This is a genomic window from Vibrio metschnikovii CIP 69.14 (assembly GCF_000176155.1).
In the GTDB taxonomy this organism is placed as follows: Bacteria; Pseudomonadota; Gammaproteobacteria; order Enterobacterales; family Vibrionaceae; genus Vibrio; species Vibrio metschnikovii.
The window spans coordinates 231,402-249,184 of sequence record NZ_ACZO01000007.1 but is presented as its reverse complement, the minus strand read 5'-3'; the positions used below and the strand labels follow the sequence as shown (position 1 = coordinate 249,184).

The following is a 17,783-nucleotide window of genomic DNA, read 5'->3' as shown; positions in this document are numbered from 1 at the left end:
TGTATATTTATAGGAGAAACTCGGTGAATAAATCAGTCATAGCGATGCTTGGGTTTGGTGTAATGGGCTTGAGCGGACACAGCTTAGCATCCCCACAGGTTGATATTGGTGTTGTTTTGGATGGTGCTTATCAGAGCGAAAATCGCCATTGGGGAAGTCGTGACAAGGGATTTGGCCTTGGTCATTCTGAGCTGATGTTAAGCAGTAACATCGATCATAACTTTAAAGGTCAGTTGGTGGCGGTATTAGATAGCCATGGTTCTAAAACCGAGTTAGAGCTGGAAGAGGCCTGGATAGAAACCATGAGTTTACCGTTTGGCTTAAAGCTTAAAGCAGGACGTCTGTTATCCAATGTCGGCTACTTAAACAGTAAGCACATGCATGAAGACGCCTTTGTTGAGCGTCCGGCAGTGTATCGCGCCTTACTTGGCGGCCATTATTTTGATGATGGTGTGCAAATGACTTGGTTATTACCAACCGATTTTTATCTGCAAGCCAGCGTCGAAGCGTTAGGTGGTAAGCCATTAGATGCTGGTTATGATAAGCCCGCGACGGTGGGTGTCTACACGGCTAATCTCCAAGTGGGGGCTGATATTGGACTTGAACACAGCTGGCGTTGGGGAATCAGTTCACTGTATAACGGTAATGGCCGTCAGTTTTCAGGCGCACACGATCACAGCCATGATCATGACCATGATCACGATCATGCCGGTCATTCTCATGGCCCCTCATTAACGGGTCGTAATTTATACGGTACGGATTTCACGTGGAAATGGGCACCGGAAGGTAATTATCGTCAACGTAATGTGAGAGCGACAACCGAGTTTTGGTATTTGGACAATCGCTTTGATACACAAATGGCGACAGCTCCAGGCGCGAAACAAAGTGCTAATGGTTGGTACGCAGAAGTGGCTTATCAATTTAATCCGACTTGGACAGTAAGTACACGTTATGGAGAAATGCGCACCGTGAGTGGAGATGTCCATGCTCATGATGATCATTTCCATGGTGAATTCAGTCGTGATGATTTGAAAGAGTGGGATCTAGCATTAGATTGGCACGCTTCTCATTTTGGTCGGGTACGTGGACAAATTACCCGTGAAAATCACACTCAGGGCGATCAAACCCTCTTTAGCTTACAATATGTCATGTCTTTTGGAGCGCACCATGCTCATGCGTTTTAAATTATTGAGTCTATTAGCTTGTGTCAGTATGCCAGCGATGGCGAGCTTAAATGTGTTTGTTTGTCAGCCCGATTGGGCTGACTTAGTCTATGCCCATGCGCCGCAGGCACAAGTTTTTTCAGCAACCACGGCATTGCAAGATCCTCATTATGTACAAGCTCGCCCTTCGCTCATTGCGCGCATGCGCAATGCCGATTTGGTGGTTTGCTCGGGAGCTGAACTGGAAATTGGTTGGCTGCCTGAGCTGCAGAGGCAGAGCCGTAATCGTCAAGTACAAAATGGTCAGCCTGGTTTGTTTTGGGTCAGTGATTATGTGCGTTTACTGGATGAACATGATCACGTTGATCGCTCCATGGGCGATGTTCATGCACATGGTAATCCCCACGTTCAGTTTGCGATTGGTGATATGATTGCTGTGTCACGAGCATTGAGTGATCGTCTGGCATTGCTAGCCCCCGATGATGCTCCGAAGTTTAAAGCTAATGGCGCGCGCTTTCGCTGGCAATGGCATAAAAAAATGCAAGAGTGGCAAGAGCGAGCAGCTCCACTCAATGGGCGAGAAGTGGCAGGCTATCACACTACCTTTGCCTACTTATTTGATTGGTTAGGTATGGAGCAAGTCGCGGATTTAGAACCTAAACCCGGTATCCCACCAACGGCTGGTCATTTAAATCGCTTGGCACAGCAAGATTGGTCGAGTTTATCCGGTATTGTCTATGCCTCTCACCAGCCCAAAGATGCGGCTTATTGGTTAGCATCGCGTACCAATGTGCCGGTAGTGGAACTGGCGCAAAGTGTTGGTGGACAGCCGAATACTGCCTCATTGATCGCGCTGGTTGATGATTCTATTGAGCGCTTATTGAGACTAGTTAAGGAGCAATAATGAGTGCTTACGGATGGATGTTAGCCCCATTGTTGATTGGCTTTATTTCTTTATGGATCAACTGGATTCTGGGTAGGCAGGTGCTAGAGCGAGGGGTGATATTTATTGACCTAGCGATGGCGCAAATGGCGGCGGTCGGTATGTTAGCGATGGAGTTATGGTGGCCACAATACAGTAGCTCCTTATGGTGGAAAATGCTAGCAGCGAGTGTCGTTACTTTTAGTATGGCGGGGTTGTTGTGCTTTTTTGAGGGGCGAATCAAAACTCACTTGGAAGCCTTCATTGGCCTGTTTTATGTGTTAGCCGCTTGTGCAGCAATGTTATTGGTTGCTCAGCAGCCGCATGGTAAAGAAAGCATAGAGAGTCTACTAAACGGTCGCTTATTGTGGGCTCAATGGCAAGACATTATTCCCGTATTGGTTATTGCTCTCGCGATGTTAATTGTTGTGCGTTATCGTTCTGCTTGGCTACAAGGTAAAGCGTTTTATTTTCTATTCGCTTTTGCCATCCCGCCGCTCGTGATTAACTTAGGCGTATATTTAGAGTTTGCGTCACTTATCATACCTGCTTTAGCGGTATGCTATGTAACTTGGCAACGTAAAACCGCTGTCGGTTTAGCGATAGGCTATATAGCGATGATAGCTGGCTTTGCGGCTTCTCTTTATTGGGATTGGCCGATTGGTCCTGCGGTGGTATTTGCGATGATGTGGTGCGCGGTAGTGATGGTGTTTGGCGCTCAAGTAAGAGCCTTGCGTCAACAAGATTCAGCTTTTAACCCATAACTCAAAAACCATAATTAAAAAATAAGGCGCAGTAATGCGCCTTATTTTTTAAATCTATCAATGAAATGCAGCAGTGACACTAAGCCATCATTGGTACCAATACCATAGTGCCGATAATAACAGTAATAAGACCTGCCAACACCGGAACAGAAGTACGTTTAACCACCTCAAAAGGACTGATTTGCGCCATACCCGCGGTGGCAACTACTACGCCTGATACCGGAGAAACGGTTCGGCCTAAATTTGAAGCTTGTAACATCGGAATAATTAAAAACGCTGGATTAACGCCCATTTTCGCAGCTAACGCTGGGGCAAGTTCTACAAACGCATAAAACGGAGCGTTACCCGAGCCTGTGGCGATAGCTGCAGCCATGGTTAAAATGGTTAAAATTAGCATCAGTGCTAAACCACCAGCGCCCGCGGTTTCGGCTAATCCAAGTAGGTTGTCAATCGCACCAATCGACATCAGTCCTTGAGCAAAAACCCCTGCTGCAACCAATAGCATGACCACGCCTTTAAATGCCTCTGCCATACCTTCATAGCAAGATTCCAGATCTTCGAGAGTTTTCTTACCATCAAAGCGTTTGGTGATGAAATCAATCACCGCACCAGCAAAAATCGATACGACAACAATGGTGTAAATGTCCAACGATAAGCCGGGGATAGTTTCACCATTAAATAGGAAAACGCCAATAATCGGTAAGAAAGGCAGAATCGCGTAATAGGCTGGCGCTTTCACTTCAATGGCAGAAACGTCTACGCGCTCCATTGGAGTATTGTCTCGCTTATCAAGGTATTTATTCCAGAAGAAGGTAGCGATTGCCATCACGATGATCGCGCTGATAGAAACAGGAAGAACGGTTTCCACGGCAAAGACATGCAAAGCTAGCCCAGACTTTTCTGCCGCGATCACCACATCACCAGAAGTCGGCGATAAAATAATGGCGGCTGGCGAGGCGCACACTGCCACTGCTGCAGGACGAGAAATACCCATCGCCGTCATCATGGGGAAGAGGGTTGCCATCAGTAGCACACCCAGCCCTGTTGCAGAGCTTACCGCAAGGGACATTAAGCAAGCGACAATGTAAGCCGCAACCAGTAAGACATAAGGTGAGCGGATAATCGAAAGTGGCTTAGAAAACTGTTTAACCACCACGTTATTTGCCCCGATATGGGTCATATAAGCGGCAAAACCGCACAATAACATGATTTGCATACCTAAACCGCCACCACGGTTTTGCAGGGTAAACTTCACATATTCCATTGAATCGGTAATCAAGTTACCGGTTGGTGTGATTGAAGCGGGTAAAATCGCGTAGCCTAATATCCCAGTCATTAATAACAAGGCTATTCCGGCGGTTAGCAATACCCCCGCTGGTTTATAACCCTTAACAATAAAATAACCGACCGCAATGGTGACAATTGCGCCAATAAGCAGCTCAAGCATAGTCTTCTCCAGTAAAATGGGCTTCACCCATGTAACAAATTATGGCTTTTTGTAACTGGAGAATTTACTGAAAACTTGGCAATAGCACGAGCTTAACTTGCTACTAGTATGATCTAAAACAAATGAAAATATTGGCAGAATAAAAATCCGTATAAGCACGTTACTGTGTTGATTTTTATTGGTTATTGGTGTGTTAAATCGATAATTATTGCTGATTGTTCTAATGCGTATTTTGGTGGTAAGTGATATGGCAATACGGAGAATTTTCGCCGTATGAACATTCAATCATCATGTTCATACGGCAGTTTGTATCACCCGTTTGAAGAGGTAATGAATAGCTTAATAAGCATACGGCTTGGTTAATAGCTGCCAACGTTGCTTTTTCTCTTGTAGACGCATTTTTACTTGTCGATAGCGTATGGTGAGGATCGAGCGTTCATAACTCTGTATCGCTGAATTGGCTTTGCTTTCTAACAACTGTTTTTTCAGATCGTAATAATCGTGAAGTGTTTCAACAAAACCATCAAATTCTTGTTGAATATGAGTAAAGATCCGCTGATGTTGCAACTGTTGACTGAGGATTTTTTTCGCATACTTTAAACGCATTTCTGCCCGTGCAGTTTCAATTTTTAGGGCAGGCGCGACGCGTAATTTTTTCGCTAATCCTAACCATGAACATACTTTGATTACCCATTTGGTTGGGTCATAGTGCCACCACTGAATTCCATTACGGTAATCGTTTTCAAAAATATGGTGATAATTATGGTAGCCCTCACCAAAGGTAAAGAAAGCCAAAATTCCGTTATCACGTGCGGTATTTTTATCGGTATAAGGCTGCTTACCCCAAATGTGGGCCAGTGAATTGATAAAAAAAGTGGTGTGATGATTGAGCACTAATCTGACCGCGCCGATAACCAGTAACATACCGATAATATCTTGATACCACCAACCAAGCAGTAACGGTACACCTATATTCATCGTGACTGCCAGTGGTAGGTAGTATTTGTGTTGCCACATAACGATTTTATCTTTCTGGAGATCGCGACAATTGGTGTAGTCAGCATACGTAGCCTGATTATAGTGGCGCAGCATCCAGCCGATGTGTGAATACCAAAATCCACGCTTGGCGGAATAGGGATCTTTATCATTTTGATCGACAAACTTGTGGTGCACTCGGTGATCCGATGCCCAGTGTAGAGCACTATTTTGTAAGGCAAATGCACCACCTAACGCACACAGTAAGCGCACTAACCAATGGGCTTCGAAAGCTTTATGTGACCATAGACGATGGTAGCCTACGGTAATGGATAAATTACAAAATGAAAAGCACACCACTAGCCAGAAAAGATGTTCCCAGCTATAGCCAAACTGCCAGCCATACCAAGGGGCAACGAATGTCGCCAGACCAAAGCTGAGTGAAAAAATCATGACATTAAGCCAGATCAATGGTGGTTTATTAACCATATAAAAGCGCCCTTTAGCTTACAACTGTGCACCAGAATATCAGCGTACACTTGTAAGTCAAAAAGGTTTTGCTACAAAGTGTGATCCGAACATCACCGACGGACTCAATCGCTGATTAACCATTCACTTGCTGTCTTACCGTATTTCAAGTAGCGTAAATGACCATTGCTGATCTCTTGGAGGAATAAATGACACTCAACTTAAGCCAATATGATGGGCTGATTTTTGATATGGATGGTACTTTGATCGATACGATGCCAGCGCATCTTCAAGCTTGGCAAGCGACCGCAGACCACTTTAATTTTCCGTTTGATGGCCAGTGGCTTCACAGTATGGGAGGTATGCCGAGTTTTAAGATTGTCAGTGAGATCAATCGACGGTTCGACTTAGATCTGAATGCTCAGCAGGTCGCTGACCATAAAATGCATACCTTTGCACAATTGGCCGATAAGGGAGGTTTGATTTCTGCGACCTATGACATTTTTTGTGCTCAGCTAGGTAAAAAGAAAATCGCGATAGGCACAGGCAGTCAGAGAGGATCAGCGGAAAACTTATTAGCTCAGGTTAAGGTGCTCGATAAACTTGATGCTTTAGTCACGGCAACGGATGTGGAGCATCATAAACCTCATCCTGAAACATTTTTACGTGCTTGCCAACTGCTTGAGTTAACACCTAAACAGTGCGTGGTATTTGAAGATACTGAACTTGGTATGCAAGCGGCGCATGCAGGCGGGATGGATTGTGTATTAGTGACCGCTGCGGGATTAGTTTTCCATCCAGTTAATCGAGTATTAACGGTAACCGCTTAAGATGGGAAAGGGGTAATCAGTCTGTTAGATACGGCTAGATAAGAGTCATTATGATGAGTTTTATTCACAATGACTCTTGTTATCGGTGATGCCTGACTAAGCCGTATTATTGGATTTCAATCAGTTCAACATCAAAAATCAACGTTGCTGCAGGAGGAATTGGACCCGCCCCATTTTTGCCGTAAGCCAAATGACTAGGAATAAAAAAGCGCATTTTTTGTCCTTCCACCATCAATTGCACACCTTCTTGCCAACCTTTGATGACTTGATTTAAGCCAAACACAATTGGCTCATTACGTTGTATGGAGCTATCAAAGACGCTGCCATCAAGAAAACGGCCCTCATAATGCACTTTTACTCGACTCGTTGGGCTAGGATGAGTTTCACCAGTACCCGCATGTAAGAGTTGGTACTGTAGGCCACTTTCAGTTTCAATGACGTCGTGTTGTTGGCGGTTTTCTTGTAGAAAGCGTTCTCCTACCGCATGATTTTGTTCAGCTATCTTACTGTTATTCCAACTTCGATAGATAAAAAATACGGCTAATAATATAACGAGAACAATCAATATTTTATTCATGATACAGATACTTTATTAAGGTTGTTTAAGTAAATAAGTCAGCGTTTCTGCCATATTGGCTAGGTCACTATGACCACTAGTCAGTAGCAGGTATTTACCGTTGACGATGAAAGTTGGGACCGCATTGATTTGCGCCTGTGCTGACATCTGTTCTACAGAAGCGAGCATTGTCATTAGCTGTTGTTGCTGCATTTCATTAAAATCATAAGGGCTAATAATATGTCGGCTATGAAAGGCATGATCAATGGCGGCTTTACGCTCTGCTGGCGTAGTGCCTTCAGGCATTTGTACGGCAGCAAATAGGTCATCCATCATATCGTGATCAGGGATGCCATCCAACTGCATCATTGCACTGTAATAAATCATCGCACCTAATTGAGCACCTTGATTAAAAGTAACATGCAGTTTGCCGAAACGTTGTCCAGTGAGTTGCTCAAGCTCAGGTATAAAGGTTTCCATGGTTCGGCAGTGAGTACAAGTGAGTGCGAATACTTCTGTGATCGGCGCAAGAGAAGGAGAGCTCAGAGGTTTAGATAATTTCTGGTAATGAACACCTTGCTTCGGGCCTGTTGACTCGCTACAACCAAGAATCAACACTACGCTAATGATCAGTCCACAAAAGCGAATAAGATTTTTTTTCATAATCAACCAAATTAAAATCATAAAGAGGGTTCAGTCTAACCAGTTCTGTTTGTGAGGCAAACAACAGAAGAGCAAATTGTTAGCAATACATCATAAAGTTTTGCGCTGGCGGCCGATAACCAAGGTGATACTAAAAAATGGGAACCTAACGGATGAAAGTCTTCATATTATCGCTGCTACTGTTTTTATCGGGGTGTGGATCTCTGGCAACCGATAAAATGTTCAAAAGTAATTTATTAGACACAGCACCGAAAAATGATGCTGAGGTTCGTTATCCTGACTGGCGTTTGGCTCCTGCTTCACTTATGGCCGCAAAAACCGAGTCTATGCCTGCTACGCATCAACCGATGAAAACCCTCTCCGATAGTAGTTTAGAAAGTTTCTTGTCCGCCAATGGCTTAGATTATGAACTTATCCCTGGCGATCATACAATGGTCAAACTTAAACGTGCAGTGCAGTTTCAAACCGGATCGGCGGTGGTGCCAAGTGCATCAGTACAATGGCTCGCCCAACTCGGACGCTATTTGGCTAATACGCCACAGATTGATATTGTGATTGAAGGGCACACCGATAATACGGGGACTGAGCGATTTAACGATGGCTTGTCGATGCGTCGAGCTGACACAGTGAAGAATATTTTGTTAGAACAACAAGTATCACTAGCCGCAATTTATACCCGTGGTTATGGCGAGCATACTCCTGCTTGCACCAATCAAACGTCTCAAGGCCGAGCTTGTAATCGTCGTGTTGAATTGTTGATGATTATGGATAGTCAGTAAGTAATGAGCGATGTGGTTAAATGTGACTGACTGAATAGTTTTTACGGTTCATTTAAGCGTAGATTGATAGTTTTCACGCTTGTGCAACTAAAATGAGACAATACTTTGAAACATTTCTCTATTTTGTGTATACAGTCGCCACAAAACCAATCATAGGTTACGAAATTATGTCAGGCCGTCAGTTTTCCTCAACAAAAGAAGTTCCCGTTAGCCAACACGATCAACTAGTTTCAACCACCGATTTAAAAGGTGTGATCACCTATTGTAATGAAACCTTTTGTCGTATTGCCGGATTTACCGAACAAGAGCTATTAGGGCAAAATCACAATATTGTACGTCATGATGATATGCCTAAAGTGGCGTTTGCTGATATGTGGAAGCGTCTCAAACAGGGCCATGCTTGGCGTGGAATAGTCAAAAATAAAACCAAAGATAATGGTTATTACTGGGTGGATGCTTATGTGACGCCTATTTATGAAAATGGAAAAATATCCGGCTATCAATCAGTACGGGTCAAGCCTGAACGCCGTTGGGTTGATATTGCTAACAAAGCCTATCAAGGGCTGCGTCAAGCTGAACGCTCTGGTCGGAAATTTTCACTGACAATCGCGGATTCTGTTCGTTATGCGATATTGCTTGGTTCATTGAGTGCACCTATTGCCGCCTATCTGTGGGGTGATCAGAGTACTCAGCTTGTGGCAAGTGTGCTCCCTGCTCTCTCACTTGGCTTATTTTTCCGCCAAGAGCTGATTGATACACCGCGTCAGCTCGCTCAACTGCGCCAACAATACGACAGTATTAGTCGATTGATTTATTCAGGTAACCATCAGTTTTCCATTGCCGATTATCATTTAAAAATGGCGTCAGCGCGGATTCGAACGGTATTAGGCCGGATGATGGATTCGGCTAAACCATTACAAACCATGGCTCAGACACTGCATCTCACCAGTACGGAAGTAGCGCAAGCGTTAACCGAGCAAGAAAAAGACATTCGTCGAGTAATGCAAGCTACCGATGAGGTCGAAACTGCTGCAAATGCCGTCTCTGACAATACCCAAGTCTCCTATGCGTTAATTGATCAGGCTCGTGCGGAGTGTACTCAAAGCAGACAGAGCATTGATCTGACTCAGCAAAACTTATTACAGCTCAACGAGCAAGCAGAAAGAGCGACTCAAACCACTTATGCTTTGAGCGATCAAGCGCAGCGAGTGAGTCAATTGATGGGAGAAATTGGCGGAATTGCTGATCAAACCAATCTATTAGCATTGAATGCGGCGATTGAAGCGGCGCGAGCGGGTGAGCAAGGACGTGGTTTTGCCGTGGTTGCTGATGAAGTTCGTGCATTATCGGGACGTACGCAAAAAGCTACCGAGCAGATCCAAGCGAGTATCAATGCGATGTTGCAAGCGATTGATGGATGGCAAAAAGAAATTCATCAAAGTCAGCAGCAAACTCAGGCTTGTGGCGAGGTTGCTGAGCAAAGCGCTTCTCGTTTACAACAAGTTGAAAGTTTATTACTAGAAATGCACGATACGGTGGCGGATATGGCGAAAGCAGCACAATCACAACGTGATATCACTCATCAAGTCAATCAACATATTCACTCGATTGCCTCTGCCGCCACTCAAAATCTTGCTGCAACCCATAAAGTTGAAGAATATAGCATTGAAATGAATCATAAAGTGGATGATTTTCATCAGCTTGCAAAACGGTTTGAAGAGAAATAAACCATGTATCAAAGTAGAAAACAAGGTATGACATTACTGTCTAAGCGCATGATAGTCGGCAGCAGTTTACTTATTTCGTTGTTGTCAGCAACGAGTGCCTTCGCCAGTGACAAGAACCCCTGTCATATTATTTATGATGCGGGCAGTAGCGGTACGCGAATGTATGTCTATGAGCAGCGTTCAGACCAATGGAAAGTTCATAAAGGTCCTAAGATGGAGGCTTTAGCCGATCCTATTCGCCAGCATCGAGGGAAAACAGCGCAAGATATTCCGCTGGTGGTTACTCAGTTGGCTGATACATTACAACAGATAAAGACAGAAGGGCCGCACAATGAGAAGGGCAAGCCAGCATGGCGAGCCTTTAATTGGCAAACGTCCTGTGAACTGCAGTCGGTGATGGTATATGCCACGGCAGGCATGCGTATTGCTGAGCAAAATAACCCGCAACAAAGTCAACAAATGTGGCAAGCGCTGAATCAAGCTTTACGCCAGCAATTACCGGATTCGGTTGACGTGGTGACGAAAACCCTTTCCGGCTATGAAGAGGGATTATACGCTTGGTTAGCGGTACATGATGAAGTGCAAAATACGCAATTTGGTATTGTAGAAATGGGCGGAGCTTCCAGTCAGGTTACTTTCCCATGCCCCGATTGCGAACCTAATGATGCATTACGTCGTGTCAAAGTAGGAAATCAAGAGTTACCCATGTACAGCTACTCATTTTTAGGCTTAGGGCAAGATGAGGCGGCGAAAGTATTGGGCGTTGCTGAAAGTTGCCAACATGGTATAGGCAGTCGTCAAAAAAATTGGCAGTTATCAGCGTGTCAAGAGACGCTGAAATTGACTCAGTCAGGCGATATTTTAGATCCTTATAACTATCAGTATCAGCAACAAGCCCAGTATCGAAAAATCCCAACTGAACAAAATAGGCAAGTTGAATGGTATTTGACGGGAGCGTTTAAGCATCGTCAAACGAATGATGAGCAGCAGTGTTGTATCAATAGCGGTGCTTGCCATAAAGCAGAAACGTCGTGTTTTCGTGTCGCTTATCTACCCAAATACCTGCAAGCATTAGGCGTACCCAATGATGCAGCAGTCACAAAAGACGCCGATTGGCCACTCGGAGCAGCGATCTGTCGCAGTAATGATTGTTTAGCCAATGCTGAGCCTCCGGTATGTCGATGGAATAAAAACGGTTGTTTATAATCCTCGGTTGAGTCTAACCATACAGTTTGAAATAAAAATCCCGCCTTGGCGGGATTTTGTTTATCAGCTTTCGGTTAACGATTAAGCCAGTAGTTCTTTAGCCGTTTTCACCACATTTTCAGTCGTAAAACCAAACATCTTGAACAGTTGATCCGCTGGTGCAGATTCACCAAAGGTCGTCATGCCGATGATTTTGCCGCCAAAACCAACGTACTTGTACCAGAAATCAGCAATGCCAGCCTCAATCGCGATACGCTTGGTCACGTCTGCCGGTAATACCGCTTCACGGTAAGCCGCATCTTGCTTATCAAAGGCATCGGTCGATGGCATTGAAACCACGCGAACGTGCTTACCTTCAGCGGTTAGCTGCTCTGCCGCTTTCACCGCGAGCTCCACTTCAGAGCCGGTCGCAATCAAGATAAGCTCTGGTTTGCCAGCGCAATCTTTAAGGATATAACCACCTTTGGCGATATCAGCCACTTGCGCTGCCGTACGAGGCTGCTGAGCGAGGTTTTGACGTGAGAAGATCAGCGCTGATGGCGCCTCTTTACGTTCAATCGCCAGTTTCCATGCTACTGCAGATTCCACTTGGTCACAGGGACGCCATGTGCTCATGTTTGGTGTTAAGCGTAGAGAAGCAACTTGCTCAACCGGTTGGTGAGTCGGACCATCTTCACCCAGACCAATCGAGTCGTGAGTGTAGACTTGGATATTTTGGATTTTCATCAGCGCCGCCATACGCAGTGCGTTACGGGCGTATTCCATAAACATTAAGAAGGTCGCGCCGTAAGGGACAAAGCCACCGTGCAACGCGATACCGTTCATAATGGCGGTCATACCAAATTCACGCACACCGTAATGAATGTAGTTACCAGAGAAATCTTCAGCGGTGAGTGATTTTGAGCCAGACCACATGGTCAGGTTTGACGGTGCTAGGTCAGCTGAGCCACCCATAAATTCTGGTAATAATTTACCGAACGCTTCAAGGGCATTTTGTGATGCTTTACGTGAAGCAATGTTGGCCGGGTTAGCTTGTAATTCAGCAATGATAGCATTGGCTTGCTCTTCCCACTGCGCTGGAAGATCGCCATTAACGCGGCGTTTAAACTCAGCCGCTTCTGCTGGGTACTCGGCGGCGTAAGCAGCGAACTTCTCATCCCAAGCCGCTTCTTTAGCTTGACCTGCTTCTTTAGCGTCCCACTGAGCGTAAATATCAGCAGGAATTTCAAATGGGCCATATTGCCAACCCAGGAATTCACGAGCCGCTTTAATTTCATCGTGGCCTAATGGTGCGCCGTGGCAATCATGAGAACCTGATTTGTTTGGTGAGCCAAAACCGATGATGGTTTTAGTACAGATCAATGTTGGACGCGGATCAGCTTTGGCGGCTTCAATCGCCGCGTTGATGGCTTGTGCATCATGACCATCAACCGCTGGGATCACATGCCAGCCGTAAGCTTCAAAACGTTTTGGCGTGTCGTCTGAGAACCAACCTTCAACATGACCGTCAATCGAGATGCCGTTGTCATCCCAAAACGCGATAAGCTTACCAAGGCCAAGCGTGCCTGCCAGTGAGCAGGCTTCGTGAGAAATGCCTTCCATCAAGCAGCCGTCGCCCATAAAGACATAAGTAAAGTGGTCAACGATGTCATGCCCTGGCTTGTTGAACTGAGCCGCGAGCGCTTTTTCAGCCATCGCCATGCCCACCGCATTGGTAATGCCCTGACCTAGAGGACCAGTCGTGGTTTCAATACCGGGTGCATAGCCGTATTCTGGATGGCCTGGAGTTTTGGAATGCAGTTGACGGAAGTTTTTCAAGTCGTCAATCGACAGTTCATAACCAGTTAGATGCAACAGTGAGTAAATCAGCATTGAGCCATGGCCGTTAGACAGTACAAAGCGGTCGCGGTCAGCCCATTGTGGGTTTTGTGGGTTGTGATTTAGGTGCGAGCGCCACAGCACTTCAGCGATATCCGCCATACCCATTGGCGCACCTGGGTGACCAGAATTGGCTTGTTGAACCCCATCCATGCTTAATGCACGAATTGCGTTAGCGAGTTGTTTACGTTCCATAATAATTACCGACAAATAGTAGATTTAGAAAGGAAAGGGGAACGTCAATCGTTCCCCAAATTTTAATTCTTGAGCGAATTACAGTTTTGCTGCAATCATGACTTCCAGTTTACCTTGGTCAACGGCGAAGTTACGGATACCTTCAGCCAGTTTTTCAACTGCCATTGGATCTTGATTATGTTCCCAGAGGAATTCTGCGTGAGTCATTGGTGCAGGGCGAGCTTTGCTGCCTTTTGAATCGACTAATTTTTCAACCACTTCACCTTCTGCTGCTTCAAGCTCAGCCAGTAGTGATGGGGCAATGGTTAAACGGTCGCAACCAGCAAGCTCTAAAATTTCACCAATATTACGGAAGCTTGCACCCATCACGACGGTGTTGTAGCCGTGCTCTTTGTAATAGTTGTAGATGGTTGTTACTGATACGACGCCTGGATCTTCTTGCGGTGCAAAATCACGACCTTCTTTTGCCTTATACCAGTCCATGATTCGACCAACAAATGGTGAGATGAGGAAGACACCAGCTTCAGCACATGCACGAGCTTGCGCGAAAGAGAACAACAGCGTGAGGTTACAGTTGATGCCTTCTTTCTCAAGAATTTCCGCAGCGCGGATACCTTCCCACGTTGAAGCGAGTTTGATCAGGATGCGATCGTTACTGATCCCAGCATCGTTATACATTTTGATCAGTTGGCGAGCTTTGGCGACACTGCCTTCGGTGTCGTAAGAGAGACGAGCATCGACTTCAGTTGAGATACGTCCAGGAATAGTTTTCAGGATCTCTTTACCAATGTTCACTGCCAACATATCGCAGGTATCTTGGATTTGTTGTGCTTTGTCTGAACTTTGTGATTTTGCGTATTCGATAGCAGCATCAATCAGTGGTGCGTATTCTGCGATTTGGGCAGCTTTTAGGATCAGCGAAGGGTTGGTGGTAGCGTCTTCAGGTTGGTATTTTTTAATGGCATCGATTTCACCAGTATCCGCAACCACAGTAGTCAGTTTACGAAGTTGCTCTAATTTGTTGCTCATATCGTTCATCCTATTTCTTTTGGCCAAGCCAATGTATGGCAGAAAAGCTAACGCAATTATGATCAGCGACCGAACTTATGTTATGAACATTTGCTCGTTCGTTGAGTAAATGATGTGACCATCTTTATCTTATCCAGTTAGAAAGTCAATCATAGTTAGTGGCTTATGGTGATGTGAATCAACAATTTTATGTTATTTATTTCGCAGGTAGAAAAAGAAACGTTTGCCTAATCTAAGCTAGTCACGACAAGGGTTGATTGAGAGAAACTTGTTACGCTGAGAAAATGTCATTGTCATGAACAAATGTTGCAAATGAAGGCGGACTTCACTTATCCTAGCATGATGAGCATATGCTCAATGTTCGTTTTTTTGCGCGCCTGATCCTTCCTGTTTGAAGCGTTAATCGTCAGCGTGCTCATGTTTTTTTGTTATCCACCTATTCACTGCGGCTCTCAACTTCAATGGGTTTGCAGAATAAAGAGATCATCATGACGACTTTGCATCAAGATATATCTGTCGAAAGTACCGACTTACTCACGGAAGTTTCTGTCGCTTATTATCAAGATGGAGCGACCCAAGAAGAGATATCTAAAAAATTTGCTATCTCACGAGCGAAAGTTGGACGTATGCTCAAGCAGGCGCGTGATGAAGGTATTGTCGAAATCACCGTTAAATACCACCCTGTTTTTAGTGCGAAAATTGAGCAGCGATTGATTGAACGTTTTGGCATAAAACGTGCTCTAGTAGCCTTGGATCAACCGAATGAAGAGCAACAAAGGCAACAAGTTGCGGGCTTAGTTTCAAATTATCTATCCGGCACGTTAAAAAATGGCATGGTTGTGACTATTGGACAAGGTCGAAATGTCTCGGCAGTTGCCCATCATATCGGCGTCATTACTCCACGAGATTGTAAGTTTGTATGCAGTATTGGTGGTATTCATCCTCGTGGGGGGATGTTTAATGCCGATCATATTTGTCGCCAAATGGCCAAAAAATACGGCGGCACATCGGAAACGCTATACGCTCCGGCTTATGCGGAAAATCGCGCGCAAAAATTGGCTTTTATGCAAAATGCGACGGTTAAGCAAACCTTAGATTTAGCTCGTAAAGCCGATATTGCCTTAGTAGGGATTGGCGATATGAGTGAAAACAGCTATATGGTTGACCTCGGTTGGTTTACGCCTGACGAAGTCGTTCAGTCTCGCTTACAGCAAGGTGTGGTTGGTGATTTTGCTGGTTACGATTTCTTTAATATTCATGGACAAATCGCCAATACCGTGATGAGTGATCGGGTAATTGGATTAGGGATTGAAGAGTTTCGGCCCATATCTGAAGTGATTGCCATTGCGGCCGAAAACAGCAAGCCGCTGGCGCTGCTGGGAGCCTTACGCACCGGAGCGATAGATGTTATTGCCACGAGTGTCAGTAATGCTCTGACGGTATTAAACCTCGATGAACAGATGCGCAACGTACAGTAGATGATTAACGCAGAGCCATCCGTCAATGGCTATGACGCGATCAGGATGGCTCGATAGGTAGCTCATCGCGTTGTCCCCACTCTGTCCATGAACCGTCGTAAATGGCGAGGTTTTGATAACCACAAAGATAAGCGGCGAGAAGGACAATACACGCCGTCACGCCTGATCCGCAGCTAAACAGATACTCATCAGCAGCCGATAGACTATCGACGAGAATAGGGGTTAATTCGTCGATTGGTTTTAGCTCGCCACCATTCACCAAGTGAGTAAATGGCAGATTGCATGAATGCGGGATATGACCACTTCGTATGCCTGGGCGAGGTTCAGGAATCTGAGCCAGAAAACGTTCTGCTGAGCGTGCATCGATGGTAAGGCTGGCCGGATCGTTGAGTTTGCTCAATACGTAGTTAGCATCAACAAAGTAACGCGGCTCAAGCTCACCAGTAAAATCACCGTTCTGTACGGTCGTTAAGTACGCTTGAGTCAAAGGATAGCCTGCCTTTTTCCATGCTGGTAATCCACCATTGAGAACATAGACTTGCTGATGACCGAAAGCACGGAACATCCACCAGGCGCGAGGAGAAGCAAACGTCCCACTGTTGTCGTAGACGACAATCACTGAATCTTGGTTGATGCCCAATTGTTGTGCGAGATGGTTAAAACGCGCTTGGGCAGGCATCATGTGTGGCAACGCACTATCAATGTCACAAAACTCATGGTCGTAATCAAATCGACGTGAGCCGAGGATTTTGTTTTGCCAATCTTTTTCACCTTCGCTCGGAATCTGAAATTCAATGCTGCAATCCAAAATGACTAACTGAGGTAAGCTTAAATGTTCATAGAGCCAAGTTGGAGTAATCAGTGGGGACATGCGGCTTATTCCTTATAATAAGGGGGAGTAGTGATCATGCGGCGCAATAAAAATACCGCGTTTTTCACGTCGTTATCCTTCAGGTGTGGCAAATTGGGCAACTGGCCTGTTTAGGTAAAGTCATCTCACGCCAGGTCATTGATAAGGCATCCAAGATTAAAAGCTTACCCAGTTTGGTGTGTCCATAATCGGCGATGATTTTGATTGTTTCCATGGCTTGGACCGCGCCAATAATACCGACGACAGGTGCCATTACTCCCGCTTCAACGCAAGTGAGTACGTGGTGGCCAAAAAGAGCGCTCAAGCATTGGTAGCAAGGTTCATCAGGATGCTGATATCGAAATACACAGACTTGGCCTTCCATACGAATCGCCGCGCCAGATATTAACGGCGTTTTCGTTGCAAAGCAGAGTCGATTCAATTGATTACGCGCCTCGACATTATCCGAAGCATCGACCACTACAGTATGTTGTTCGATTAAGCGTTTTAACGGCGCGTCAGTCAAACGTTGATCCACCGTATTGACGGTTAGATAAGGATTGAGTTGGCGCAATGATTCTGCAGCCGAATCGACTTTTTTACGTCCGACATCGGCATCACTATGTAACACTTGGCGCTGTAAATTCGATAGTTCAACGCAGTCATCATCGATCAAGGTTATCGTACCGACACCTGCTGTTGCAAGATATTGACTGGACGCACATCCTAAACCACCAGCACCTAAAATTAATACAGAGCTTTGTTTAAGCGCCTCTTGTCCTTCAAAATCAAACTGGTTAAGGATGATTTGCCGATTATAACGCAGCATCTCTTGGTCAGATAAAATATCCAT

The 17,783-nt window shown here is 45.2% G+C and carries 16 protein-coding genes; 8 read left to right on the top strand and 8 right to left on the bottom strand.

The window, feature by feature from the left end; translation table 11 throughout:
- Window positions 1-44 precede the first annotated feature (44 nt).
- From VIB_RS12885 to VIB_RS12875, 3 genes are read left to right on the top strand one after another with little or no spacing between them, the layout of a single operon-like run.
- Window positions 45-1,184: a hypothetical protein gene (locus tag VIB_RS12885; RefSeq protein WP_050782763.1), complete on the top strand. Its 1,140-nt coding sequence runs from the start codon at window positions 45-47 to the stop codon at window positions 1,182-1,184.
- Window positions 1,168-2,067, top strand: coding sequence for a metal ABC transporter solute-binding protein, Zn/Mn family (locus tag VIB_RS12880; protein WP_004396650.1), 900 nt, complete (start codon window positions 1,168-1,170; stop codon window positions 2,065-2,067). Before VIB_RS12885 ends, VIB_RS12880 begins: the two co-directional genes overlap by 17 nt.
- Window positions 2,067-2,849: an ABC transporter permease family protein gene (locus VIB_RS12875; RefSeq protein ID WP_004396649.1), complete on the top strand. Its 783-nt coding sequence runs from the start codon at window positions 2,067-2,069 to the stop codon at window positions 2,847-2,849. Before VIB_RS12880 ends, VIB_RS12875 begins: the two co-directional genes overlap by 1 nt.
- 79 nt (window positions 2,850-2,928) lie before the next feature.
- Here VIB_RS12875 and dcuC read toward each other — a convergent pair whose 3' ends face one another.
- Together dcuC and VIB_RS12865 are read right to left on the bottom strand one after the other, a co-directional pair.
- A complete protein-coding gene (gene dcuC, locus VIB_RS12870) occupies window positions 2,929-4,296 on the bottom strand; it encodes an anaerobic C4-dicarboxylate transporter DcuC (protein WP_040905096.1) in 1,368 nt (455 codons plus the stop codon).
- Between the two features lie 339 nt (window positions 4,297-4,635).
- Entirely contained in the window at window positions 4,636-5,760 is a 1,125-nt protein-coding gene (locus VIB_RS12865; RefSeq protein WP_004396647.1) for an acyl-CoA desaturase, read from the bottom strand.
- A gap of 188 nt (window positions 5,761-5,948) precedes the next feature.
- On the opposite strand from VIB_RS12865, the gene VIB_RS12860 reads away from it, so the two are divergent.
- On the top strand, window positions 5,949-6,569 hold the full coding sequence (locus VIB_RS12860; RefSeq protein ID WP_004396646.1) for a beta-phosphoglucomutase family hydrolase: 621 nt from the start codon (window positions 5,949-5,951) through the stop codon (window positions 6,567-6,569).
- Window positions 6,570-6,675: 106 nt separating this feature from the next.
- On the opposite strand, the gene VIB_RS12855 is transcribed toward VIB_RS12860, so the two are convergent.
- Both VIB_RS12855 and VIB_RS12850 read right to left on the bottom strand, forming a co-directional pair.
- A complete protein-coding gene (locus tag VIB_RS12855) occupies window positions 6,676-7,146 on the bottom strand; it encodes an FKBP-type peptidyl-prolyl cis-trans isomerase (RefSeq protein ID WP_040905093.1) in 471 nt (156 codons plus the stop codon).
- A gap of 15 nt (window positions 7,147-7,161) precedes the next feature.
- Window positions 7,162-7,788 carry a thiol:disulfide interchange protein DsbA/DsbL gene (locus tag VIB_RS12850; protein WP_040905475.1) on the bottom strand — a complete coding sequence of 209 codons (627 nt, stop codon included), beginning with the start codon at window positions 7,786-7,788 and terminating at the stop codon, window positions 7,162-7,164.
- A gap of 152 nt (window positions 7,789-7,940) precedes the next feature.
- Here VIB_RS12850 and VIB_RS12845 point away from each other — a divergent pair, with 152 nt between their 5' ends.
- From VIB_RS12845 to VIB_RS12835, 3 genes are all read left to right on the top strand, one after another.
- Window positions 7,941-8,567, top strand: a complete 627-nt coding sequence (locus VIB_RS12845; protein WP_004396643.1) for an OmpA family protein — start codon at window positions 7,941-7,943, stop codon at window positions 8,565-8,567.
- A 167-nt stretch (window positions 8,568-8,734) separates the two neighbouring features.
- Entirely contained in the window at window positions 8,735-10,294 is a 1,560-nt protein-coding gene (locus tag VIB_RS12840) for a methyl-accepting chemotaxis protein (protein ID WP_004396642.1), read from the top strand.
- 3 nt (window positions 10,295-10,297) lie between these two features.
- Window positions 10,298-11,500 (top strand): acetate and sugar kinases/Hsc70/actin family protein, encoded by a 1,203-nt coding sequence (locus VIB_RS12835; RefSeq protein WP_004396641.1) that lies wholly within the window; start codon window positions 10,298-10,300, stop codon window positions 11,498-11,500.
- Window positions 11,501-11,581: 81 nt separating this feature from the next.
- On the opposite strand, the gene tkt is transcribed toward VIB_RS12835, so the two are convergent.
- Together tkt and tal are read right to left on the bottom strand one after the other, a co-directional pair.
- Entirely contained in the window at window positions 11,582-13,576 is a 1,995-nt protein-coding gene (gene tkt, locus VIB_RS12830) for a transketolase (protein WP_174900841.1), read from the bottom strand.
- A 75-nt stretch (window positions 13,577-13,651) separates the two neighbouring features.
- Window positions 13,652-14,602 carry a transaldolase gene (gene tal / locus VIB_RS12825; RefSeq protein WP_040905471.1) on the bottom strand — a complete coding sequence of 317 codons (951 nt, stop codon included), beginning with the start codon at window positions 14,600-14,602 and terminating at the stop codon, window positions 13,652-13,654.
- A gap of 488 nt (window positions 14,603-15,090) precedes the next feature.
- On the opposite strand from tal, the gene VIB_RS12820 reads away from it, so the two are divergent.
- The gene (locus VIB_RS12820; protein ID WP_004396638.1) at window positions 15,091-16,080 is read left to right on the top strand and encodes a sugar-binding transcriptional regulator; all 990 of its coding nucleotides are present in this window, start codon (window positions 15,091-15,093) and stop codon (window positions 16,078-16,080) included.
- Between the two features lie 40 nt (window positions 16,081-16,120).
- Here VIB_RS12820 and VIB_RS12815 read toward each other — a convergent pair whose 3' ends face one another.
- Together VIB_RS12815 and moeB are read right to left on the bottom strand one after the other, a co-directional pair.
- Complete coding sequence (locus VIB_RS12815) at window positions 16,121-16,951, bottom strand: sulfurtransferase (protein ID WP_004396637.1); 831 nt, start codon at window positions 16,949-16,951, stop codon at window positions 16,121-16,123.
- Window positions 16,952-17,030: 79 nt separating this feature from the next.
- Window positions 17,031-17,783 (bottom strand): molybdopterin-synthase adenylyltransferase MoeB, encoded by a 753-nt coding sequence (gene moeB / locus VIB_RS12810; RefSeq protein ID WP_004396636.1) that lies wholly within the window; start codon window positions 17,781-17,783, stop codon window positions 17,031-17,033.

Coding starts and splice junctions, on each gene's coding strand:
- VIB_RS12885 (WP_050782763.1), top strand. CDS start 45: ATGCTTGGGTTTGGTGTAATGGGCTTGAGCGGACACAGCTTAGCATCC.
- VIB_RS12880 (WP_004396650.1), top strand. CDS start 1,168: ATGCTCATGCGTTTTAAATTATTGAGTCTATTAGCTTGTGTCAGTATG.
- VIB_RS12875 (WP_004396649.1), top strand. CDS start 2,067: ATGAGTGCTTACGGATGGATGTTAGCCCCATTGTTGATTGGCTTTATT.
- dcuC (WP_040905096.1), bottom strand. CDS start 4,296: ATGCTTGAGCTGCTTATTGGCGCAATTGTCACCATTGCGGTCGGTTAT.
- VIB_RS12865 (WP_004396647.1), bottom strand. CDS start 5,760: ATGGTTAATAAACCACCATTGATCTGGCTTAATGTCATGATTTTTTCA.
- VIB_RS12860 (WP_004396646.1), top strand. CDS start 5,949: ATGACACTCAACTTAAGCCAATATGATGGGCTGATTTTTGATATGGAT.
- VIB_RS12855 (WP_040905093.1), bottom strand. CDS start 7,146: ATGAATAAAATATTGATTGTTCTCGTTATATTATTAGCCGTATTTTTT.
- VIB_RS12850 (WP_040905475.1), bottom strand. CDS start 7,788: ATGAAAAAAAATCTTATTCGCTTTTGTGGACTGATCATTAGCGTAGTG.
- VIB_RS12845 (WP_004396643.1), top strand. CDS start 7,941: ATGAAAGTCTTCATATTATCGCTGCTACTGTTTTTATCGGGGTGTGGA.
- VIB_RS12840 (WP_004396642.1), top strand. CDS start 8,735: ATGTCAGGCCGTCAGTTTTCCTCAACAAAAGAAGTTCCCGTTAGCCAA.
- VIB_RS12835 (WP_004396641.1), top strand. CDS start 10,298: ATGTATCAAAGTAGAAAACAAGGTATGACATTACTGTCTAAGCGCATG.
- tal (WP_040905471.1), bottom strand. CDS start 14,602: ATGAGCAACAAATTAGAGCAACTTCGTAAACTGACTACTGTGGTTGCG.
- VIB_RS12820 (WP_004396638.1), top strand. CDS start 15,091: ATGACGACTTTGCATCAAGATATATCTGTCGAAAGTACCGACTTACTC.
- VIB_RS12815 (WP_004396637.1), bottom strand. CDS start 16,951: ATGTCCCCACTGATTACTCCAACTTGGCTCTATGAACATTTAAGCTTA.
- moeB (WP_004396636.1), bottom strand. CDS start 17,783: ATGGATATTTTATCTGACCAAGAGATGCTGCGTTATAATCGGCAAATC.